This window comes from Flavobacterium ajazii (genome assembly GCF_010614725.1).
Taxonomy (GTDB): Bacteria; Bacteroidota; Bacteroidia; order Flavobacteriales; family Flavobacteriaceae; genus Flavobacterium; species Flavobacterium ajazii.
Window position 1 is genome coordinate 398,835 of record NZ_JAAEHL010000003.1, and the last position, 24,181, is coordinate 423,015.

16 protein-coding genes are annotated in these 24,181 nt (G+C 35.2%); 9 read left to right on the plus strand and 7 right to left on the minus strand.

Features of this window, described 5'->3' with window-relative positions; all coding sequences use genetic code 11:
• Positions 1 to 24: 24 nt before the first annotated feature.
• From GWR14_RS07185 to GWR14_RS07200, 4 genes are all read right to left on the minus strand, one after another.
• On the minus strand, positions 25 to 1,068 hold the full coding sequence (locus GWR14_RS07185; protein WP_163408351.1) for an IPT/TIG domain-containing protein: 1,044 nt from the start codon (positions 1,066 to 1,068) through the stop codon (positions 25 to 27).
• Between the two features lie 17 nt (positions 1,069 to 1,085).
• Positions 1,086 to 2,684, minus strand: coding sequence for a RagB/SusD family nutrient uptake outer membrane protein (locus GWR14_RS07190; RefSeq protein WP_163408352.1), 1,599 nt, complete (start codon positions 2,682 to 2,684; stop codon positions 1,086 to 1,088).
• Positions 2,685 to 2,695: 11 nt separating this feature from the next.
• Positions 2,696 to 5,893 (minus strand): SusC/RagA family TonB-linked outer membrane protein, encoded by a 3,198-nt coding sequence (locus tag GWR14_RS07195; RefSeq protein WP_163408353.1) that lies wholly within the window; start codon positions 5,891 to 5,893, stop codon positions 2,696 to 2,698.
• Positions 5,894 to 6,207: 314 nt separating this feature from the next.
• On the minus strand, positions 6,208 to 7,086 hold the full coding sequence (locus tag GWR14_RS07200; protein WP_163408354.1) for an AraC family transcriptional regulator: 879 nt from the start codon (positions 7,084 to 7,086) through the stop codon (positions 6,208 to 6,210).
• A gap of 305 nt (positions 7,087 to 7,391) precedes the next feature.
• Between GWR14_RS07200 and GWR14_RS07205 the strand changes: the two genes are divergently transcribed.
• The 8 genes from GWR14_RS07205 to GWR14_RS07240 all read left to right on the plus strand — a co-directional run bounded on the left by GWR14_RS07205 (position 7,392) and on the right by GWR14_RS07240 (position 18,141).
• Complete coding sequence (locus GWR14_RS07205; protein WP_163408355.1) at positions 7,392 to 8,531, plus strand: glycoside hydrolase family 26 protein; 1,140 nt, start codon at positions 7,392 to 7,394, stop codon at positions 8,529 to 8,531.
• A 36-nt stretch (positions 8,532 to 8,567) separates the two neighbouring features.
• Positions 8,568 to 9,959, plus strand: a complete 1,392-nt coding sequence (locus GWR14_RS07210; protein WP_163408356.1) for an MFS transporter — start codon at positions 8,568 to 8,570, stop codon at positions 9,957 to 9,959.
• Between the two features lie 25 nt (positions 9,960 to 9,984).
• Positions 9,985 to 11,172, plus strand: a complete 1,188-nt coding sequence (locus GWR14_RS07215; protein WP_163408357.1) for a glycoside hydrolase family 130 protein — start codon at positions 9,985 to 9,987, stop codon at positions 11,170 to 11,172.
• Between the two features lie 6 nt (positions 11,173 to 11,178).
• A complete protein-coding gene (locus GWR14_RS07220; protein ID WP_163408358.1) occupies positions 11,179 to 12,366 on the plus strand; it encodes an AGE family epimerase/isomerase in 1,188 nt (395 codons plus the stop codon).
• A gap of 29 nt (positions 12,367 to 12,395) precedes the next feature.
• Positions 12,396 to 13,418 carry a carbohydrate binding domain-containing protein gene (locus GWR14_RS07225; protein ID WP_163408359.1) on the plus strand — a complete coding sequence of 341 codons (1,023 nt, stop codon included), beginning with the start codon at positions 12,396 to 12,398 and terminating at the stop codon, positions 13,416 to 13,418.
• A gap of 8 nt (positions 13,419 to 13,426) precedes the next feature.
• Positions 13,427 to 14,674 (plus strand): glycoside hydrolase family 26 protein, encoded by a 1,248-nt coding sequence (locus GWR14_RS07230; RefSeq protein WP_163408360.1) that lies wholly within the window; start codon positions 13,427 to 13,429, stop codon positions 14,672 to 14,674.
• Positions 14,675 to 14,786: 112 nt separating this feature from the next.
• Complete coding sequence (locus tag GWR14_RS07235) at positions 14,787 to 16,076, plus strand: glycoside hydrolase 5 family protein (RefSeq protein ID WP_163408361.1); 1,290 nt, start codon at positions 14,787 to 14,789, stop codon at positions 16,074 to 16,076.
• Positions 16,077 to 16,152: 76 nt separating this feature from the next.
• Positions 16,153 to 18,141: a glycoside hydrolase family 97 protein gene (locus GWR14_RS07240; RefSeq protein WP_163408362.1), complete on the plus strand. Its 1,989-nt coding sequence runs from the start codon at positions 16,153 to 16,155 to the stop codon at positions 18,139 to 18,141.
• 205 nt (positions 18,142 to 18,346) lie between these two features.
• Here the strand turns inward: GWR14_RS07240 and bglX are convergent, their stop codons facing one another.
• The 3 genes from bglX to GWR14_RS07255 all read right to left on the minus strand — a co-directional run bounded on the left by bglX (position 18,347) and on the right by GWR14_RS07255 (position 23,349).
• The gene (gene bglX / locus GWR14_RS07245; RefSeq protein ID WP_163408496.1) at positions 18,347 to 20,641 is read right to left on the minus strand and encodes a beta-glucosidase BglX; all 2,295 of its coding nucleotides are present in this window, start codon (positions 20,639 to 20,641) and stop codon (positions 18,347 to 18,349) included.
• A 247-nt stretch (positions 20,642 to 20,888) separates the two neighbouring features.
• Positions 20,889 to 22,265 carry a sialate O-acetylesterase gene (locus GWR14_RS07250; protein ID WP_163408363.1) on the minus strand — a complete coding sequence of 459 codons (1,377 nt, stop codon included), beginning with the start codon at positions 22,263 to 22,265 and terminating at the stop codon, positions 20,889 to 20,891.
• Positions 22,255 to 23,349, minus strand: a complete 1,095-nt coding sequence (locus tag GWR14_RS07255; RefSeq protein ID WP_163408364.1) for an SGNH/GDSL hydrolase family protein — start codon at positions 23,347 to 23,349, stop codon at positions 22,255 to 22,257. The genes GWR14_RS07250 and GWR14_RS07255 overlap by 11 nt, the downstream gene beginning before the upstream one ends.
• A 180-nt stretch (positions 23,350 to 23,529) precedes the next feature.
• On the opposite strand from GWR14_RS07255, the gene GWR14_RS07260 reads away from it, so the two are divergent.
• Positions 23,530 to 24,042 (plus strand): C40 family peptidase, encoded by a 513-nt coding sequence (locus GWR14_RS07260; protein ID WP_163408365.1) that lies wholly within the window; start codon positions 23,530 to 23,532, stop codon positions 24,040 to 24,042.
• Positions 24,043 to 24,181: the final 139 nt, after the last annotated feature.

Here is a 24,181-nt window from a genome sequence, read left to right on the forward strand (position 1 = left end):
AACTAACTCAAATTAAACTTTTTTTTATTTTAATACAAATCCCATATCATCCATGTATATAGTATTACCTCCAAAATTTCCTGACTCTTGCAATGTTAACTGATCAAAAGTTGTCGGATTTCCTATTTCAGAAAAAGGAATTTCGATATAAGTCCATACAGAACTAAGAGATCTTTTAATTTGATAAGCCCATCCTCCAAACACAAATATTAAACTTGCATTAGTATTAGCAGAAGCACTTTTCACTCGAACTCTAAAAGCTTTATACTTAGAAACATCTCTGGAATTAAATTTCATATCAGCACCATCCCAGCCATTAAAAACTATTTTCATCGATGCATCACCCTGTATTTTATCTGTAGTATAGTTTGTATTAAACTCATTTCCACTCCATGTCCAGTGCCCGGTATCTCCTTGCAACACATCATCGTATAACGCTGAACCCACTCCTACACTTGAAGGAGTTGTCCCTGAGATATTAGTAACTGTTACATATTTATCATTTCCATTCGCAGGCATTTTAAAAGTGATTTCTGTTAAAGTAGAAGATAATACAGTTGCATTTTCTGTTCCAACTTTTACAATAGGATTTAAAAAATAATTCCCATTAATTGTAACAACATCTCCTTCTGCCGGATTTTCAGAATTAAACCAGTTGAATGTAGGTACTGGTGGCGCAACAGTTATATCAAACTCTGCAGTTCCGTTTTCTGTAACAACTTTAATTTTGTTTGATGCATCTGCATAAGGTGTTTTTTCATCAACTAATATAACTATATCAGTATCAGTAACAAATGCTGGCCCAAAATAAGTATCATAATCATTAAAATAAACTTTTTTTGTTGTCAAAAATCCCTTCCCATGAATTACATAATAGTTTTTAGGATCAACAATACTAACAGGCTCTAATGGCTTAATAGTTCCATCTTCATAATAGCCCGAAGGCATTACTGACTCAATCACTGGAGTACCTCCTCCATTCGAATCATTATCATCGTTTGAGCATGAAGCAAAAAGCATTAGAAATAACAAACATGCTGTTAATGAAACATTTTTAAAATTTTTCATATTTTATATTTTTAAAATTATTTGAAAGTATATGGTACTACTTCTGTCAATTTTGGATTTTTAGTCAAATCATCAGCCGGATAAGGTAATAAAAGGTTTGTTGCAGAAATAACAATGTGTTTTACGGTTAATCTGTTCCCTCTATTTTGTGCTTCCAGAATAGCTTTAGCTTTATCAAAAGGCAAGCGTCCTAAATCAAAATAATAATCTCCTTCGCAAGCTAATTCTGCACGTCTTTCTTTAAAAATATCATCGAATGTAATAACCGTTTTTGTAGAAAGACCTGCTCTTTGTCTAACTGCATTATACGATTTAAGTGCATTTGCATCTGTAGTACTTCCTGTCTGTCCTCCTAAAATTGCTTCAGCATGAATTAATAATAACTCTGCATAACGCATCATGTAGCTATTCATACTGCTTTCTCCATTAAACGCTGCGTTAAAAGCACCTGTTATTGGCAGATTTTCTTTCCCGATTACATATTTTTTTAATCCTCCTCCAGAGTTCTGAGCCTCATGCTGTATATCAAAAGTATAACCTAGAATTTTTGGCGCACCTAAATCCAGAGTTTGCGCATAAGTCAAATTTGGATAATAGTCTCCCGGAAGCATAAAAGTTTCAATTCTTCTTTTATCTCCACTCTCAAATACATTGTAAATTAAATCCTGAGAAGGAGCAATTTGTCCAGAATAAGAAGTTTCAACCAGTCTGTTTTCAGGAGCAAACAATGTATTAGAAAAATTACCGTCAAAATATCCACCGGTTCCTGTCCATTGCCATGCAAAAATAGACTCCTCATTATTATTATTTTTTTGCAAAAACAAATCAGCAAAAGACTTTGTTGGTAATTCTTCACCTCCTAATAATTTAAACTCCCCGCTATTAATTACTTCCTGGGCCATTTGTCTTGCCAAGTCATATTTCTTTTGATACAGATATACTTTTGCCAACATAGCTTTTGCAGAACCGCTGGATACGTGTGCATTTGCAGCATAGTCTGAACCTCTGTTTTTAGTTCTTAAATTTTCTATGGCAAATTTTAAATCATTCTCAATGAATTTATAAACATCCTCAGTAGGATTACTTGGGGTAACGTAATTTTTAGAATAATCAGCATTGTTTTCAATAATAGGCACATTTCCCCATAATCTTACCAAAAAGAAATATGAAAATGCTCTTATAAAATGACATTCCCCTAAAGCATTATTTAAAGCTTCTTTACTTACATTCGGCCCAACACTTTGAGGTAAATTACTAATATAAGCATTTGAATTTGCAATTGCACCGAAACAAGATCTCCATGAATCAGAAATATAACTTGATGTATTTGTAAAACTCAAATCGGTAAACTTCCCGAAATCATTGTAAACATCAGCATACATATTACCCGAAATAACATCAGTGATACCATAGAAACCTGCTTTATTCATATTAAACCAAACCAATCCATAAAGTCCATTGGTTGCATTATCTACTTTTAAGTCAGAATCAAAATAGTTCCCTATTGTAGGATTACCTTCTGCAGGAACATCTATAAAATCTTGAGAGCAAGAGGACGAGAAAAGCATCAATAATGCCATAAATCCTACACTTCCTCTTTTATATATATTTTTCATATTATTTTCTATTAAAATTCAACATTAAAACCAAAAGAAATTTGTCTTGGTACAGGATAACGTCCATTGTCAATTCCTGACATCAAAGCATCTTGATTATAAGATCCTACTTCTGGGTCATATCCTTTATATTTTGTAAAAGTAAAAAGGTTTTGTCCTGAAGCGTAAACTCTTAATCTTGATAATTTAATCTTAGAAATCATATCTATTGGTAAAGAATACCCCAAGGTTACATTCTGAATTCTTAAGTAAGAACCATCTTCAATCATACGACTTGAAACAGCATTATTGATATGATCATAAGCTGAAGGCGTAGGTAAAGAACCGTCTAAATTAGAGGATGAATAAAAATCAGCCGCTTCTGTTAAATAATTAGTCCCTAAATTACTATTCATTGTACCTGACGCACGTGTTAAGTTTAAAAGTTTGTTTCCTACAGTACCTTGTAAAAAAATTGATAAGTCAATATCTTTATACTTAAAGTTATTTGTAAAACCATAAGTGAATTTTGGATTTGGATTACCAATATTAGTTAAGTCACTTTGGTCAATTTTTCCGTCATTATTTAAATCTTTATATATTACATCACCTTTAACAAACTCAGGTAATAAAGAATTTGTTCCATTTTTCAGAGGCACTCTGTTTCCTGCTCCGTCTACGTGTCCGTATTTCAATAAATCATCATCTGTTCTATAGATTCCGACCGCCTGATATCCTAAGAATGAACCTATAGGCAAACCTTCCTGAGTTCTGGTAACACTTACTGTATTATAAGCAAGAGTTCCAGTTGTTTTTACGATATTCAAACCAGCCATATCGGTTACCTCGTTTACGTATCTGGTAAAGTTCAAACTAGAATCCCATGAGAAGTTTTCTGTAAATTTATTATGATACCCCAATGTAATCTCGATACCTTTATTTTCCATGCTCCCAAGATTAAAGTACGGAGGATTAACACCTCCTTCATAATCACCTCCTCCAGAAAGGTAATTTGGTAACGGAATCTGATACAGGAAGTTTTTAGAAACTTTTTTATACAAATCTACCGAAGCTGTTAACTTAGACTCAAACATGGTAAAATCTAAACCTAAATTTGTCTGCTCCTGAGTTTCCCATTTCAAATTTGTATTAGGCGTATTAGAAGGAAGATAAGACGTTCCCATAGAACTAATAACTACGTGTAAATTAGAATCGTACAAATTGTTTGGTACCTGATTGTTTCCTGTTTGCCCCCAGCCTACTCTCAGTTTAATATTGTCAACATATTTTCTTGTAGATTCCATAAAAGATTCATTTGAAATTTTCCATGAGCCACTACCTGAAAAGAAAGTACCCCATTTTTTTCCAACGAAAAACTTAGACGAACCATCTGTCCTTACTGCTGCAGTAACACCATATTTATCTGCATAATCATAAACTACCCTACCTAAATAAGAAGTCAAAGTTTGTGTACCTGAATAAACACTTTTAAGTTCAGACTCAGCCCAATCAGAGGCTGCAAGAGAATGATCACTATTATCTTTATAACCATTACCTATCATAGAATAGCCTTCCCAATGCGCTCTGTTTGACTCCTGAGCAGCAAGAATTGTAAAATTGTGCTTATCAATAGTTTTTCTATAAGTAAGCATGTTTTTTAAATTCCATGAATTACCTGAAGATGGATTATAGTATAGGCTTGCAAAATCCTTAACAGCATTACCCAACGTATACATAGGATCAAATCGCTGCCCTAAGTTATCATAGATATAACCACCAGCTTCAAAACGATAATCCAAACCTTTCAACAAGTCTATTTGGGTGTAAAAATTGCCTGAGTAATTTTTTCTAACTAATGTATTAGAACCTAACAAAGATGTAGCTACCGGATTAACAAACGAAGTTACACCGCCAGTTGGAGGACCAGCAAAAGCACCTGAAAGTTCTCTTACTGCAACATCTGGAGTTGCTAATAACGAAGTAGCAACTACACCATTAAATTGTCCGTTAAGAGTAAGCTTTTCATCTGTGAGCGCCCCACTCATATTAACTCCTACTTTAATAAAGCTATTTACTTTAGCATCAATATTAACTCTTACGTTATATCTTTTAAATCCCGATTCAATTACAATACCATCCTGATTTAAAACACCTCCTGAAATATAATAATTGATCCCTTCTTTACCTCCAGAAAAAGATAGCTGATTCGACTTCATTATACCTGTTTCGTAAATCGCATCCTGCCAGTCAGTTCCTTTACCCAAAAGCTCCGGATGAGCAAATTCAGGACGTTTCGAAGAAGGATCATAAACATCTGCCAAAGCGTTTTGATGTTTTGCATATTGCTGTAAATTCATCGAATTAAGCTTCTTTGGCAAATTACTTATCGTATAAGAGTTTTCAAAAGTTAATTTACCTGTTCCTTTTTTACCTGATTTAGTAGTTACAATTACAACTCCGTTTGCTCCTCTGGAACCATAAATAGCTGTTGCAGAGGCATCTTTTAAAATATCGATTGACTCAATATCACTAGGATTTATAAGTGCTAATGGACTTTGAGTAATATTACCGTTATTTGAAAAGTTAGAATCACCTTGTGCATTTCTTCCCGAAGTAGAAGAATTTCTTGCATCTCCTGATATTGGCACTCCGTCAATTACATACAAAGGTTCATTTGTTCCTGTTAAAGACGAAACACCTCTAATACGAACCGAAACGTTACTTCCCGGCTCTCCAGAGTTACTGTTTACTACTACCCCAGCTGCTTTACCTTGCATCATTTGATCAAAAGAAGCAACTTTAAGATTTTCGATATCTTTTGTACTAATACTTGAAATTGCACTGTTTACATCTTTTCTTTTCTGAGTACCATAACCAATTACAACAACATCTTTCAAGTCCTCAACAATTGATTTTAGAACAACATTTATAGTAGACTTACCATCAACAGCAATTTTTTGAGAATTAAATCCAATGAAAGAAAATACTAAAGTTGAATTAGCTGGTACATCAATAGTATATTTCCCGTCAAAATCAGTTGAAGTTAATGTTTTTGAACCTACTACGGCGATATTTGCGCCTGGAATCGACAGCCCTTTTTCATCTGATACCGTTCCTGAAATTTTAACCTGAGCTGTAATAAAATTACTCGTCAGTAACAAAAATAAAATCAATGGAATCGCTCTGTGGCCAGCGTTCCAATGAATAAAATTAGTCATTAGTTTTTTCATAATAAATGTTTGGTTAGTTTAAAGTTTAATACTTTATAAAAGCAGTTAAAACGAGTGTTTTTTTAACCGATTTACTTTTAACAAATCTATAACAGAAGTGAATGTGATATTAATAGTATTATATCATTTAATGATAATATTTTTACTCGATCAACACAAAAAAACATATAGTGAAATAAAAACGCTTATTTTTTAAACATTTCGCAACAACAACTATTCAAAACCTCATTTCAAATAAACATTAATCAACAAAAAAGCAAAATTTAAAACGATTTCGTTAAAAATAATATTTGTTTATGCAAAAAAAGTATCAACTACAAAATACGCTTCAGCCCTGAAAAATCTTCTCTGTACTGACTTGGTGTGCAGTTTTTAATCGCTTTAAAACTACGATTGAAGTTTGCAATATTATTGAATCCGGATTTAAAAGCAACTTCTGAAACACTCATATCTTTTTCAACAAGCCAACGAGCAGCATACCCAATCCGAATATCATTTATATAATTGACAAAGGTTTTTCCTGTACGCTTTTTTATAAAACGATTAAATGAAATTATAGACATATTTGCTACACTGGCGACATCTTCCAAAGTAATTTTTTCTGAAAAATGTTTTTGCACATATTCGTAAACGGTTTTCATTTTATCATAATCATCAAACGTATCATAGTCTACCGTATAAGTTGAAAGCAAACGCTGATTTCTGGAATTTGCCAAATCATACAACAAAGAGGTAATTTCCAAAAAATAATCCATACCATCTAGTTTTGAAAGCCTTACAAGCCTTGGAGTTAATTCTTCAGCTACTTTTTTCGAAAACAAAATACCATGAATCGATCGATTGAACATGTCGCGAATTGGATTCATAATTCGTCTTGAAAGCAAGGATTCATGAAATAAATCATTATGAAACTGAATCGTAATTTCATGAATTTTTTTGCTTGTGCACTTATTTAATTCCCAACCGTGATACAAATTCGGGCCAATCAAAACCAGTTCAACATTGTCAATTTCCTCAATATTATCCCCTACAACACGCTTCACTCCTTTTCCGTTTAAAATAAAATTAATTTCAAACTCAGGATGGTAATGTACCGGAAAATCAAAACTATCTTTAATTCTGTCAAAGACTAAAAAACTATCCCCACTTGACAAAGGCGCAATCTCTCTGTAAAAATTTTTAGCTGTGCTCATCTTATTATATATATTTAAAAGATCATGAAACAATGAAATCATTTGCAATAATATGATATATAATTGATAAAATAATATTAATTACACGACAAACATACTTTTATCTTTGAAAAATATAATTGTCATTTTTTCAAAAAGAGCAAATACAATAAACGGCAATCATTTTTAATCTGCTTTATTTTTGCAGTTTTAATAATATTACAGTTAAAACAACAAATACAGATTTATTTAAAAACCATTCTATTTTCTCAAAATGTATTTTTATATTTTTAGCTTTAGTGCTTAAACCATTTTTAAAACAAATTATGCAGAAAACGCCCTTATTCCTCATTATACTTACCTTTATTGGGGTTTCATGCTCAACAAAGGCAACAACTATTGATACAAATTTGTCACTTTCGGATAAAAAAGCAACAAAAGAGACAATTGTTCTATATAAAAAACTACAGCAATTAACTCAAAAAGGATACCTGTTCGGACATCAGGACGATTTGGCTTATGGTGTAAACTGGAAATATGAGCCTCATCGAAGTGATGTAAAAGATGTTACCGGAGACTATCCCGCAGTCTATGGGTGGGATATTGCAGGCCTTGAAAAAGACGATCCTAATAATATAGACGGAGTTCCTTTTGATAAAATGAAACAATATATTGAAGAAGCAAATGATCGAGGCGGAATTTCAACAATTAGCTGGCATTTTGACAATCCTGCAACTGGAAAAAATGCCTGGGACAATACTCCAAACGCTTTAAAAACCATTTTACCGGGCGAAAAAAACCATGCTAAATTTACATCATGGCTCGATAAGGCTGCCAGTTTCTTTTTATCATTAAAGGATAAAAAAGGAAAAAACATTCCTATTCTTTTCAGACCTTATCATGAATTAACAGGAGGCTGGTTCTGGTGGGGTAAAGGGAATTGCACCCCTGAAGATTTTAAAACAATCTGGAAATTCACTTTTGAATACCTGCAAAAAAAAGGAGTTCATAATTTAATTTATGTCTACAACACAAGCAGTTTCAATTCAAAAGAAGCTTTTTTAGAAAACTATCCGGGCGATGATTATGCTGATATTCTAAGTTTTGATACTTATCAAAATAATAATGACATAAACGGTGAAAAGTTTATTACCGAAACACAGAGCCAGCTTAAAATCATAAATGAAATTACTCAAAAAAACCATAAATTAATTGCTTTGGCAGAAGCCGGTTATGAAGCAATTCCTGACCCAAAATGGTGGACAGGAACTTTCTCCAAAGCTATTGGCGATTATAAAATCTCGTATGCTTTGCTCTGGAGAAATCATGGCTGGCAGGAAAAAGAACAAAAAATGCACTATTATGTCCCCTATCCAGGTCAGCTAAGCGAAAAAGATTTTGTCGAATTTTACAATCTTGATAAAACTTTATTTGAAAAAGACATTCAAAAAGTATCAAAGAAATAACTAACAACTAAACTACAACCTTTAAAAAAAAACTAAATGCACGACAAAATCAGCTTAAAAGAAAAAATAGGTTACGGACTTGGAGACGCTGCTTCTTCTATGTTTTGGAAAATCTTCAGCATGTATCTTCTATTTTTCTATACCGATGTTTTCGGATTGGCGCCAGCTGTAGTAGGAACCATGTTTTTAATCACCAGAATCTGGGACTCATGCTTTGATCCAATTGTTGGAATTATAGCTGACCGGACCAAAAGTAAGTGGGGAAAATTCAGACCTTATCTGCTTTGGATTGCCATACCATTTGCAGTTATCGGAGTTTTGACTTTTTACACTCCTGATTTTGACGAAAAAGGAAAAATAATCTATGCCTACGTAACATACTCTTTAATGATGATGATTTATTCATTAATCAATGTACCGTACGCTTCACTTTTGGGCGTAATGTCTTCTGACCGAAAAGACAGAAACACTTTATCCTCTTACCGAATGGTTTTTGCGTTTGGAGGAAGTCTTTTGGCGCTGTGGCTAATTGAGCCTCTTGTGAATTATTTTGGAGGAAATCTTAATTCAAAAACCGGCTGGTTAGCAACAATTGCCGTATTCGGGATCATAACAACAGCATTTTTCTGGGCTTGTTTTTTCTGGACAAAAGAAAGAATAAAACCAATTGAGGGTGAACAATCAAACTTAAAAGAAGATTTAAAGGATTTATTAAAAAACAGACCCTGGTGGATTTTACTCGGCGCAGGAATTGGAGCTTTGGTATTCAATTCAATCAGAGACGGGGCTGCAGTATACTACTTTAAGTATTATGTAAGCAGCAGTGTAAATTTTGATTTTTCCCTTTTTGGAACTGATTTTCATATGACCCCTACTTCCATCTATTTAGTATTAGGACAGGCGGCCAATATCATCGGAGTTATTATCGCAACACCAATTGCTAATAAAATAGGTAAAAAGAAAACCTTCTTTGGCGCTATGGCCTTAGCTGCCATTTTAAGCCTTGTTTTCTATTTCTTCGGAAAAGAAGATGTTTTCTTAATCATGAGTTTCCAGGTATTAATTAGTATTTGTGCAGGCTGTATCTTCCCTCTTATCTGGTCGATGTATGCTGACAGTGCTGATTATTCTGAATGGAAACAAGGACGCAGAGCGACTGGTTTGGTTTTCTCAGCATCCTCAATGTCACAAAAATTCGGATGGACCATTGGAGGTGCCGGAGCAGGGTGGCTTTTGGGCTACTACGGTTTTCAGGCAAATGTTGAGCAGACAGCCACAGCTCAAAACGGAATTCAGTTAATGCTAAGTATTCTGCCTGCCATTGCCGCTGCGGTATCAGTAGCCTTTATTGTATTTTATCCATTATCTGAGGAAAAATTACAAATCATAGAACAAGATTTAAACGAAAAAAGAGACCATATAAATTAAAACAGAGATTTAGAAATCAATTGATATGACAACAATAGCGACAGCTACGTTTCAGGACAGGAAAGTAGCATTAGAAAGAGAACACCAAACGCTCATTGAACAAAAAAATGAGCCTCAAAATACAATAGGAAACGGTATTTATCAGCGTTATAAAAATCCAGTAGTGACAGCTGCTCACGTACCTTTGAACTGGCGTTTTGACTTAAACGAAAAAACAAATCCGTTTTTGCAGGAGCGTATCGGAATGAATGCAGCTTTTAATGCCGGGGCAATCAAATGGAACGATAAATATTTATTGGCAGTACGTGTTGAAGGAATTGACAGAAAATCATTTTTCGCTATTGCCGAAAGTCCAAACGGGATTGATAATTTCAGATTTTGGGAAAAACCATGCGTAATTCCACAAACTGAAGAAGCGGATACAAATGTGTATGACATGCGCCTAATCAATCATGAAGACGGATGGGTTTACGGAATTTTTTGTACAGAAAGAAAAGACCCAAAAGCTCCAAAAGGAGATACGAGTTCTGCTGTAGCCAATGCCGGAATAGTACGCTCAAAAGATTTGGTAAACTGGGAAAGATTACCTGATTTAATTTCTAATACAGGTCAGCAACGCAATGTGGTTTTACATCCTGAATTCATAAACGGAAAATATGCTTTATACACACGTCCGCAGGATGGATTTATTGATGTTGGAGCAGGTGGCGGAATTGGTCTGGGCTATGTTGACGACATGAAAAATCCGATTGTAAAAGAGGAGAAAATTATTTTCGGAAAACAATACCATACTGTTTACGAATTAAAAAATGGTCTCGGACCTGCACCTATCAAAACTGAAAAAGGATGGCTGCATCTTGCACATGGTGTTCGTAACACTGCCGCAGGTTTGCGATATACATTATATATGTTTATGACGGATTTAAATGACATTTCTAAAGTAACTCACGTTCCTGCCGGTCATTTCATGGGACCTGAAGGCATTGAAAGAGTTGGCGATGTCTCGAATGTATTATTTTCTAACGGCTGGATTGAGGATGGTGATGGAACTGTTTATATTTATTATGCTTCATCAGACACAAGAATGCATGTTGCGATTTCTTCTGTAGAAAAATTAGTTGATTATGTAACTAATACTCCTGCTGATACGTTTATTTCTGCGGGTTCAGTAGAAACAATTATTAGCCAGATCGAAAAAAACAATGCAATATAATTCGTCGTGTCATTAAATTTAAAACAACTAAAAACAGAATTACACGTAGAACTTAATAGTATCCTTGACTATTGGGAAAACAATACCATTGATAATAAAAATGGAGGTTTTGTCGGGCAAATTGATTACAAAAACGAAACCATAGATAATGCTGAAAAGGGCTCTGTTTTAAATGCCCGAATTCTTTGGACATTTTCTGCCAGTTATCCTGTTACCCGAAATGAAAATCATAAAAAAATTGCCGAAAGAGCTTTCGAGTATCTTTCGGCTCATTTTTACGATAAAGAATTTGGTGGTTTATTTTGGAGTATCAATGCAGACACTACTCCAAGAGATACTAAAAATCAAATATATGCCTTAGCTTTTGCTATTTATGGCTTATCTGAATTCTACGCTATTTCTCAAAACAAAGAAGCTTTAGAATTAGCGATTTCGTTATACCAACAAATTGAAAAACATAGTTTTGACAAAACAAACAATGGCTATCTTGAAGCTTTTACCAGAGATTGGCAGCCAATTGATGATTTACGCTTAAGCGAAAAAGATGCCAACGAAAAGAAAACAATGAATACGCATTTGCATATTGTGGAAGCTTATGCAAATTTGTACAAAGTCTGGAAAAATGAACAGCTAAAAGATATTATCGAAAATTTACTATCAACTATTGAAAAGCATTTTATCAATATCGAAACCGGACATTTACATTTGTTTTTTGATGAAAACTGGAATGAAAATGCAGACGTTATATCTTACGGTCACGACATCGAAGCTGCTTGGTTATTACTCCAATGCGCTGAGATAATTGAGAACAAAGAGATCATTGCACGATTCCAAAAATATGCTATTCAAATTGCCGATGTAACCACAGAAGGAATAGATAATGATGGTGGTTTATGGTATGAATTAGAAATAAAAAACAATCATTTAATCAAAGAAAAACACTGGTGGCCACAATCTGAATTACAAATTGGATTTTATACTGCTTATCAGCTAACCGGTGATCAAAAATATTTAGATATAGTATCTAAAAACTGGGAATTCACTAAAAAATATCTTATCGATCACGAAAACGGGGAATGGTTTTGGGGAATTTATCACGATTATACGGTGATAAAAAAAGACAAAGCCGGTTTTTGGAAATGTCCTTATCACAACGGAAGAGCCTGTTTAGAACTTATCAGTAGAATTCCGTAAAAAAATCAATAACGCTAACAATACTGACTATGAAACCACTTTTTATCTTTAGCTTTTTTTTAATTTCTATATCAAACTTTGCTCAAACCAATCTGATCAAAAACGGTGGTTTCGAATTAGAAACTCAAAATTGGAATGGGGACGCCGCTACCGTTTCTCCTTATGACAAAAAAGTCGGCAAAAACAGCATTGTCATCAATCAGTTTGTAGGTGCAGAATGGAAAGCTTTAGATCAGACTGTTTCGATTCCGAAAAACACTTTTGCTATAGAATGCAGTGTTTGGATGAAAACCGATGGTGTCGAAAACCAAAAAGAAGAGTATAAAGCGGGAGCAGTAATTTTAGAGTTTACAAATGCAGGCGGAAAACAAATTAGTACTGAAACAATTGGTCGCGCTAAAGAAACCACCAACTGGACAAATTATAAAAAGACTATAAAAATTCCAGCTGATGCAAAAAAAATCAGAGTTATGCTCGCCTTGGCACAAACCAACGGAAGTGTTTTTTTTGATGATGTAAATGCGATTGCCCTTTCTGAAGAAGAGTATTTCAGACTACATCCGATTGTTACCATTCCGGAAGGACAAAAGACAAACGTTGAACCGAAACAATTTTCTAACGGAAATTTCGAAGAAAGTCTAAATTCATGGAACGGTTCAGGAATTATTTCTGCCATAGAAAAAAAAGAGGGAAATACTGCTGTAGAAATCACTTCAAAAACAGCCGAATGGAAAGCAATTGATCAGATAGCTGACATCAACAAAGGAGATAAAACTATAGAAGTTTCAGGCTGGCTTAAAGCGAAAGATATTCAACAAGGCAAAGATCCGTGGAATAACGGAATGTTTATTATTGAATTTAAAAAAGACGATACAACCAAAGCTTCAGAAGATCAGGTTATCGGAACTGTAACCGGGAATACCGACTGGACATCTTTCAAAAAAACATTCCAAATTCCGGAAGGTGCAAAACAATACCGAATTATGGTTGCAATGAGTGTTTGCACCGGAACTTTGTTTGCTGATAATATTGAAGTTAAGCTATCTAAATAAAATTTAAAATGAAAAACAAATTTCTAAAAACAGCATTTTTAGGTTGTTTATTCATCACTATGATTAGTTGCTCATCTGATAAAGAATCAAAAGATGAGGAAACAGATCCGCCGGTTTTAGGTACAGATGGCTTAACAACACAAAATGTGACCAATTATATTGTTGATAAAAAAGCAACTGTAGAAACTGTAGCTTTATTTTACAACCTTAAAAAACTAGGCAAAACCAAAGTAGCTATTGGTCAGCAATCGGCTTTTGATAGTTTTTATCAGGATACCGGAGGCGATTCGGATATTAAAAAAAATACGGGTTATGATCCTGCTCTTTTAGGATCTGATTTTATGTTTATCACTGATAAAAACAATAATAATCAGTCTGATAACTGGTTTTATCAACAAGAACAAAAAATCATCAGCGATACAAAAGCTGCTTATGCTAAAGGAATGATTAATACTTTCTCCTGGCACTTGAGAGAACCTTACAATGAAGATACTTTTTATACGGATGAAATGACAACCGACCAAAAAAGCAAGGCCTTTAAAAGCATTTTGCCCGGCGGAGTCAATCATGAATGGTACAAAAAAAAACTGGATAAGTTAGCAAGTGTATTTCTAAATTTAAAAGGTTCTAAAGGCGAATTGATTCCAGTAATTTTCAGGCCTTTTCACGAATTTGACGGAAGCTGGTTTTGGTGGGGAGCTAATTTTTGTACTCCCGAAGAATATAAAACCAACTATAAATTTACAGTTGAATACCTGAGAGATACCAAGGGCGTACACAATCTTTTATACGCTTTCTCTCCTGACAATTCATACACAACAGCCGAAGGTTATTTAAGTCGCTATCCCGGTGATGCGTATGTAGATGTTTTAGGAATGGATAATTACGGTGATTTTAATAATCAGGGAAGTTCAGGAGTTAACAAAGCTAACGCAAAACTTAAAATGTTATCCAATATGGTTTTAACGAATAAAAAAATTGTAGCTCTGACCGAAACCGGTTATCGGGTTACAGCAAGCACACCACCAATAACAGATTGGTTTTCGGGTTATTTATATTCGGCATTAAATGACAATCCAACATACGATGCTAACATTATTGAGGTAAATTATGTGATGTTTTGGTATAATGACACGAACGGTTATTATGTACCTACTAATTCAGTTTCGAATGCCGCAGATTTTAAAACATTTACCTTAAAACCTAAATCGGCATTACTGAATTCATTGCCAAAAATGTATGAATTACCAAAATAGTTTCTTAAACACGTAAAGGCCTAGCCCTGATAGAAGTGAAAATCCTTTTGTGCCGGGGTTCGGCACAAAAGATTGAAACGTATAGCAGGAAACAGCTTCTAAAAATATATCTATGAAAAACAGATTTTTAAAAACTCTCGGATTAGCTTTACTCGTTTCGACAATGGCGTGTCAGGCGCAGGAAAGAATTACGGTAAAAGGAACGCAATTTTACAAAGGAGATAAGCCATATACCTATATAGGCACAAATTATTGGTACGGAAGTTTACTTGGTTCTAAAAAAGTAGGAGACCGCAAAAGACTGCTTCGCGAGCTCGATTTGATGCAAAAAAACGGAATCGATAATTTGCGAATTCTGGTTGGTGCCGATGGTGGAAAATACGATTTTACGGTGCGTCCGGCGTTGCAATACGAACAGGGAAAATATGACGAAGATTTGCTTGACGGACTGGATTTCCTGATGAATGAAATGCGAAAACGCAAAATGTATGCAGTTTTGTACCTAACCAACAACTGGGAATGGTCCGGCGGAATGTCACAATATCTGGAGTGGAACGGCAAAGGCGCGATTCCGGTTCCAAATATCGCTCCGAATACATGGCCTCAATTTATGTCCTATACCGAGCAGTTTCATAGTTGTGAACCTTGTATGAAAGCTTTGGAAGATCATGTGAAATTTATTATGGGAAGAACTAATAAATATTCAAAAAAGAAATACACTGAAGACAATACAGTCATGGCGTGGCAGGTTGGCAATGAACCGAGACTTTTTACGGTTGAAAATGAAGCTAAATTTACAACCTGGCTGAACAATATTGTAAATTTAATGGACAGCCTGGATAAAAATCATTTGATTTCTACGGGTTCTGAAGGCTTAAACAGCTCGAATGACATTATTGATATTTTCGAAAGAACACACAAAAACCCAAATATTGATTATCTGACCATGCACATCTGGCCTAAAAACTGGAACTGGTTCAAAGCCGATAATGCCGAAACTACAATTCCTGCCACTATTGAAAATGCAGGAAAGTATATTGATGCGCATGTTAAAGTCGCTAATAATTTACAACGACCAATTATCATAGAAGAGTTTGGATTGCCAAGAGAAAATGAAAATCTAAATGCGGGAGCACCTTCAATTTACCGCGATCAGTTTTATAGTTATATTTTTGGCAGGGTTGCAGAAAGTGTTGCCAGTAAAGGTCCGTTGCAGGCGGCAAATTTCTGGGGATTTGGCGGTGAAGGAAAAGCAGTTAACGAAACCGGAAAATGGAATCCGGGAGAACCGTTGACAACTGACCCTCCGCAGGAACCACAGGGATTAAATTCGGTTTTTAATGACGATAAATCGACTCTGGAAATTGTAAAAAAATACAATTTGAAACTGAAGAAGAAATAATTTACTTTACCATATAAGTGATTATAAGTTCATTTAAGGAACTTGTAATCACTTTTATGATTTAAAAGCATACAACATGAAAACACTATTTGCCTTCTTATTGATTTTATTTTTTAATGCTTCTTTTTCGCAAAAGATTCAGGACTTTACTGTTGCATCTCCTAATGGGAAAATAAAAATCAGTATTGTGATTAACGACAAAATTACCTGGTCGGTTTCGCATGAGAAAGATATGATCCTGGCGTCATCTGCTGTTTCTATGACATTAGGTCAAAATGAAGTTTTAGGAAAAAATGCTTTGCTTTTGAATTCAAAAAGAGAAAAAGTAAATCAGACTTTTGAATCACCGTTTTACAAAAAGAGTAGTATAAAAAATCAGTACAATCTTCTGATTCTGAATTTTAAAAATGATTTCAGTATTGAATATCGCGCTTTTGATGATGGTGTGGCTTACAGATTCATTACCAAAAAGAAAAAAGACATTACTGTGAAATCTGAAGAAGTTTCTTTGAACTTTGATCAGGATTACAATACTTTAATGCCGTATGTTCGTGATTTAAGAAATCCGAAAGATTCTTATATTTCTTCGTTTGAAGCACAATACGAAAACAAAAAAATCAGTGAATTTGCTAAAGATACTTTAGCTTTTTTACCTTTTTTAATTGATTTTAAAAACCATAAAAAAGCTGTTTTTCTAGAAGCTAATCTCGAAGATTATCCGGGATTGTTTGTAACCAATAACAAATCGAAATCTGGTTTTGAAGCCCGTTTTTCTAAATATCCATTGCAGGAAACCAACGGCGGATTTAACAACATCAACCGATTAATTACAGAGAGAGCCGATTATCTGGTAAAAACAAAAGGAACACGAAGTTTTGCGTGGAGAGCGATTGTGATCTCTGAAAATGATGCTGAATTAGCCAATAATGATATGGTTCAGAAATTATCTGAACCAACTAAAATTAAAGATATCTCGTGGATAAAACCCGGAAAAGTAGCCTGGGACTGGTGGAACGACTGGAATATTTACAATATCGATTTTAAAGCCGGAATCAACACCCAAACATATAAATACTACATAGATTTTGCTTCAAAAAACAAAGTCGAATATGTGGTTTTGGATGAAGGCTGGAGTCTGGAAGATGATATCATGAAACACAATCCGAATGTTAATCTGGAAGCATTGATTGCTTACGGAAAAGAACGAAATGTAGGCATCATTTTATGGAGCTCCTGGATGGCTTTAACAAAAAATACAGTTGGTATTTTTAAGAATTATGCTGATTTAGGAATCAAAGGATTTAAAGTTGATTTCTTAGATCGCGACGATGCCAAAATGGTAAATTCAGTGTATGATATTGCGCAAAAAGCGGCTGATCACAAATTATTACTGGATTTTCACGGCATGTACAAACCAACCGGAATTCAACGTACTTTTCCGAACATTCTAAATTTTGAAGGCGTAAAGGGATTAGAAAACAATAAATGGACACCAAATGACGATGTTCCGTTATACGATTGCTCAATTCCGTTTATCCGTATGATGGCCGGCCCGATGGATTATACACCGGGTGCTATGCGAAACGCTACAAAAAGTGAATTCAGACCAAGCCATTCTACTCCAATGAGCCAGGGAACAAGAAGTCATCAACTGGCACTCTACACTATTTTTGAAGCACCTCTGCAAATGATGGCAGACAGTCCGACAGCTTATATGAAAGAGCAGGAAAGTACTGATTTCATTGCTAAAATTCCAACTGTTTTTGATGAAACTGTAGCTTTGGAGGGTGAGGTCGGAAAATTTGTTTCAATTGCCCGTAAAAAAGACAATGTTTGGTATTTAGGTGCAATCACAAACTGGGATTCTTCCAGAGAAATTACAATAGATTTTTCTTTCCTTGAAAAAGGCAGAAAATTCCAGGCTGAAATTTTTTCTGATGGTGTAAATGCTGATAAAGCAGCGAATGATTATAAAAGAGAAGTTATTACCGTTGATTCTACAAGTAAATTGACATATCGATTGGCAAGCGGTGGTGGATTGGCAATGATTATTCAATCAAAATAATTCAAAACAAAACATTCCTTTTCAAAGAGACGCACAAGTTTGTGTGTCTTTTTTTTGGATTAAAACCTAACCAATATATCTCTCACAAACCGTCATCATCATACTTCTCCTTTCAATAAAAAACTCACGCAGATTTTACAGATTAAGGGAATAAAAAATCTACTGAATCTGCAAAATCTGCGTGAAAAAATATTTTAAGACTCTTTTACTTCAACTCAAACTCACTCTCTAAACCTTTATCTGAACTTCCTCCTACTTTAATTTTAAAAGTTCCCGGTTCTACCAAATAGTTTCCGTTGTTATCATAAAAACCAAGTTCAGCATCTGTCAAAGTAAAGCTTACTGTTTTAGTTTCTCCTTTTTTCAAATTCACTAATTCAAAACCTTTCAGTTCCTCTATCGGTCTGGCAATACTTGCAAAATCATCGTGAATGTATAACTGAACCACTTCTTTTCCGTCATAACTACCTGAATTGGTCACCTCAACACTTACCTGAACCGATTCTCCTTTAGCAAAAGCAGTTTTATTTATTTTTAAATTTTTATAATCGAATTTAGTGTAGCTCAATCCGAAGCCAAAAGGAAACTGAGGTGTTTTTTCTACATCTGAAAAGTGTGACCAAAACACATTCTTATCCGCATTCACAGGTCTTCCCGTACTGTAATTATTGTAGTAAATAGGCACCTGACCTACATTTCTCGGGAAAGATATCGGCAGTTTTCCGCTAGGGTTATAATCTCCGTATAAAACCTGCGCTACTGCATTCCCGGTTTGGGTTCCCAAATGCCACGCCTCAACAATTGCCGGAACATGTTCTGCTGCCCAAGGAATCGTCAACGGACGGCCATTGTTTAAAACCAAAACAATATTTGGATTCACTTTATAAATTTCCTCTAATAACTCCTGTTGTAATCCCGGCAAATCAAGGTTCGTTCTGCTGCGTCCTTCCCCACTCTGAAAACCATGTTCGCCTAAAACCATTACCACAACATCTGCGTTTTTAGCTGCAGTTTTCGCTGCTTCAAATCCGCTTTTGTCTGTTGTATTAAAAACTACCTCATCCAGGAAAGTCGCTTTTCCAACAATCAAATCGGCTCCTTTTTCAAAAACCAGCTGATTATCTTTGTATTGCTGCATCCCTTCTAAAACCGAAACCGCAGTATTATCATCTGCCGCAATTCTCCAGCTTCCCAACGGACTGTTTTTATCATTTGCCAAAGCTCCAATCAAAGCAATTTTTTGTCCTGACTTCTTTAACGGAAGTAAGTTTTTATCATTCTTTAATAAAACAATTGACTTTTTCGCCATGTCCAGAACTCCGTCATTGTTGGCTTTATTTCCAATTGTCGCTTTTTCACGTTTTTCATCACAATATTTGTAAGGATCATCAAATAAGCCTAACTCAAATTTCACTCGTAAAATCCTTCTCACCGCATCGTCAATCAAAGCTTCTTTTACTTTTCCGGCTTTAACTAATTTCACAAGTTCTGCAACATACAAATGCGATTCCATATCCATGTCGGAACCAGCTGTAACCGCTTTTAATGCTGCATCTTCACCATCTTTAGCATACCCGTGCGGAATCATTTCACGAACCGAAGCCCAGTCTGAAACCACAAAACCATCAAACTTCCATTTGCCTTTCAAAATATCTCTTTGCAGAAAAACATTTCCGGTTGCCGGAATTCCGTTTACCAGATTAAACGAGTTCATAAAGGTTCTCACACCCGCTTTTGTAGCCGCTTCGAAAGGAGGCAAAACAGTATTGAACAATTTAGAATTACTGATGTCCACCAAATTATAATCACGACCCGATTCTACATAACCATACGCTGCAAAATGTTTTGCACAGGCCGCAATTGTATTTACTTTCGCCAAATCAGCAGTAGTTTCTCCCTGAAATCCTTTTACTCTCGCAACCGCAATTTTACTTCCCAAATACGGATCTTCTCCTGCTCCCTCCATCACACGTCCCCAACGGGCATCATTTGTAATATCTACATTAGGCCCAAAAGTCCAGTTAATTCCGGATGCCGAAGCTTCATCTGCCGCAATCGCTGCCGATTTTTTTATCGCTTCCAAATCCCAGCTGGCGGCTTCCGCTAACGGTATAGGACTTAAGGTTTTGTAGCCGTGAATGACGTCAAAACCAATAATCAACGGAATTCCTAATCGGGTTTCTTCAACCGCAATTTTCTGCACCGCACGAACTTCTTTCACACCGCGCACGGTCAGCATACTTCCCACCCATCCTTTTCGCAGATGTTCGTATTTTAATTCGGCATTTCCACCTTTTGGAGCTGGACCAGTCACATCCCAAAATCCATTATACTGATTCATTTGTCCCACTTTTTCTTCCAAAGTCATTAGTGGCAAAAGCAAGTCTATACGTTGTTCGATCGTTTTATTTTTATCCAGATGCGGTTTCTTCTGTGCATTCATATTTCCAGCAGTAAACAGGGTAAAAACCCCAATAATTAGTATTCTTTTATTTTTCATAGTGGTTGATAGTTTCATATTTTGGGCGTGTCCCTCCGGGTCGGGCTATCCGTTTCAAGTCCTCGCCCTTCCTCCGTCAGGGCTGTGGGCTTTTCTCTTCTATCCCTCACGCATTGGGTAAACGAGAGCTTTTCGGATTTTTTGATAAACTTTGTATTTCACTTCACGGATTTCGACTCCGCTCAGTCTGACAAAAAAAGTAAAAATCTAATCTCTAAAAATCTTTACTCTATATTCTTTGCTATCTTCACTCCGAAATAAAACAGGAAGCCGGCAGATTCGCTTTATTAAACAAATCAGACTGAATTGTATTTCCCCATGCAAATCTCACCTTTGCCGGGTTCGGCACTTTTTTACTCGTTACAATTACCTGATTATTTTTTATTGAAGCTTCTGCAGGATAAAAAATTCCATCGACACCAGCAACTTCAAACTGTTTCGTCACTTTGTTTTTAAAATATAATCCGTCAGCATAATCAAAAGAAACTATTGCTTTGTTTTTATCAATTTTGATTTCTTTAAAAAGTGGACCATTTACAAGATTGGAATTCGTTTTATAGGTATTCGCCAATGCTAAATTGGCTAAACGAATCCCAACAGATTTTTTATCCTTCGGGTGAATATCAATCGTATCCGAAACATCACTAATCACTACCATTCCTGTATTATTGATTTCCTTTAAAAGCTTTCGCTGAGAGTTGCGAAGAGTAACATTTGAGAAGTTGTTACTGCCTGTCTTAAAAGGTGCAATTTGTACATAATAAAACGGAAAATCATCCTGCCAGCCTTTTCGCCACGAAGTAATTAAAGCCGATAATGTTTTATCATAAACTTCTGAACCTACATTGGATTCGCCCTGATACCAAAGAGTTCCCGCAATTTTAAATCCAACAAACGGATAAATCATTGCGTTGTAGGAACGGCCGGGCTGTCTTGGTCCGTATTCCTGCTCGTTTAGTTTTTTGGCATTTTCTAATAAAACAGCATCGCTGTTAACGACTTCTTCGGGCATCCAGATTTCTGCGGGAGTCCCTCCCCAATTGGAGGAAATTAATCCGATAGGAACGTTTTTTAAATCTTCTCTTAAGCGTTTGGCGAAGAAGTAGCCAACCGCACTGAAGTATTTCATGGTTTCGGGAGTCGATTCTGTCCAATTGCCTAAAAGATTATTTTGTGGTGTTGTCGCCGTTAATTTTGGGACGGTAAAAAATCGAATATTAGGATTGGTTGCATTTTTAGCTTCTTCCTCGCCATTATCTATTCCCCAGCTTACAGACATTTCCATATTCGACTGACCGGAACAAACCCAGACTTCGCCAATTAAAATGTTTTTCAATATAACTTCATTGTAGCCTTTTATCGAAATCGTATAAGGGCCTCCTGCTTCAGGCGTTTTGATTTTAAGTTCCCATTGCGCCTGATTGTTTGCAGTAACTTTATATTCCTGATTGTTCCAGCTGGAAACCAATTTAATTTCCTCTTTTGGATTGCCCCAGCCCCAAATTTTCACTTCAGAGTTGCGCTGCAATACCATATTATCACCAAAAATATTGGGAAGAGAAACGTTTGCCATCATAGTGCCGGAAATCAGTAAGAAAACAAACTTAAATATATTATTTTTCATTTAGCAGTTTTTTTAAAAATGGTCCGTATTCATCTGCCATAATTTTATGCTCGGCAATGTTTGGATGTCCCGAACAGCCACTTGGTGTCATCGGTTTGAATTTGAAAATCAGAATTGGTTTGTGTGTTTTGTCTGCATCAAATTCGGCTTTTATTTTACTCAGGCAATTTTCAAAAATTACAGCTTTTTCTCCGTTTACCATTGGACTGTTTGTCAAAATCAGTTGTGCATCTGGATTGTGTTTATAAAGCATTTTTATAAAATCAATGTAATTCGAAACATACTTTTCAGAATCAAAAGACAAACGTTCTTTTATACCGTCACCATTTGAAAAATCATTAGTTCCTAAAGCTATACTGATAATTTCAGGCTGAAAAGCAAAATCATATTTAGGTTTTGAAGCCTCTTTTGTCAGATACAAATTTTCATAAACAGCAGGCATAATTGGCACATCCTGTCCCTGATCATTCCAGTTTCGATAAATCCCGATTCCGGAAACGGAGCTTAATAGATAGTCCGCATCAATAGTTCTGGAAAGAATTGGGCCGTAAGCGAAATAACCATTATGATGATCAAAATATTCGCCTTTATCACACGGAATTTCAGAAGGATCATTCGCAGCCCCACATGTAATAGAATCGCCTATAAATTCTATTTTCTTTTTCTTTTTTGCTGTTATTGTAGTCAGTTTTGCTGTTGTTCCCAGAAAAACTACGTTCCCCATTGTCGCCTCTGTTGCTTTATAGATCTTTAGATTATGTACTTTTTTATTCGAAGTAACTTTTACCGGAAAGGACTGAGGAGCGCCCTTTTGGACTGTATACTTCCCAAGGTATTTCCCGTCAAGTTCCAAAACGATATAATTTTGATGTTCCCAGGAATCAATGCTTTGCAGCGAAACCGTACATTCATTACCTGTAAAATTAAATGATACTGAAGAAGCTGTTCCGATTAAAACAACCTTATTTTCCTGTTGCACATCCACCCTGCCAGCATAAAGAAAGGTTTCTTCTTTTTTTTGGGAAACCGATACCGCCGAAATCAGTAAAAACGAAATTAAAAGTGGTATTTTTTTGATAAACATAATTTATTCGTTAAAATATAAATACATTTCACAAATATATCCGAATTACATTTTGCAGAAAGATACTAAAATGTCAAAAAGCAATAAAAAAACACCAAAAAACGTTTATTAAATTCATGCTCTTTTTGATATTCTAAGCAAACGCTTTACCTTTATAAACTAATATTTACAAGCCCTCAAATGAAAATTACTGTTCATGCCCTGTTGCTTCTGCTTACTGTTTTATTCTCCTCATTTACTTTAAAAAAAGAGAACAAAACACAATCTGATTCGGTAAAAAAAATCCAGGCTGCAATTGAGCGTGATTCTGTTATATCGTATGCAAAACAATATTTGGGAACACCTTATTTATATGCGAGCAGTAATCCAAATAAAGGTTTTGACTGTTCGGGGTTTGTCTATTATGTTTTCAAGAATTTTGGTTTAACCTTACCGAGAAGTTCAGGTGGTTATAAAAACATAGGTAAGTCATTGAAACCTGAGGAATTTAAGGTTGGAGATGTCCTTGTATTTTACGGATACAAAGACAGGAGTTTTATAGGACATGTTGGCATCATCTGCGAAGCCAACGGAATGCAGTCAAAATTTATACACGCCTCCTCCGGAAAAGCACAAAAAGTTACGATCACGGGACTTGATGAAGAGCATTATACCAAGCGATTTTATAAGTGTGTTGATGTTTTATCGAAATAATTTTGCAACAACACGAACAGCCTTTAGCTAACAAGCGAAGAATTTTCTAAATTGTTTTTTCACGCAGATTTAAAAAAGATTAAAGCAGATTTTTCATTGAAATGCAAAAAATCTAATTAAATCTGCTGTAATCTGCCAA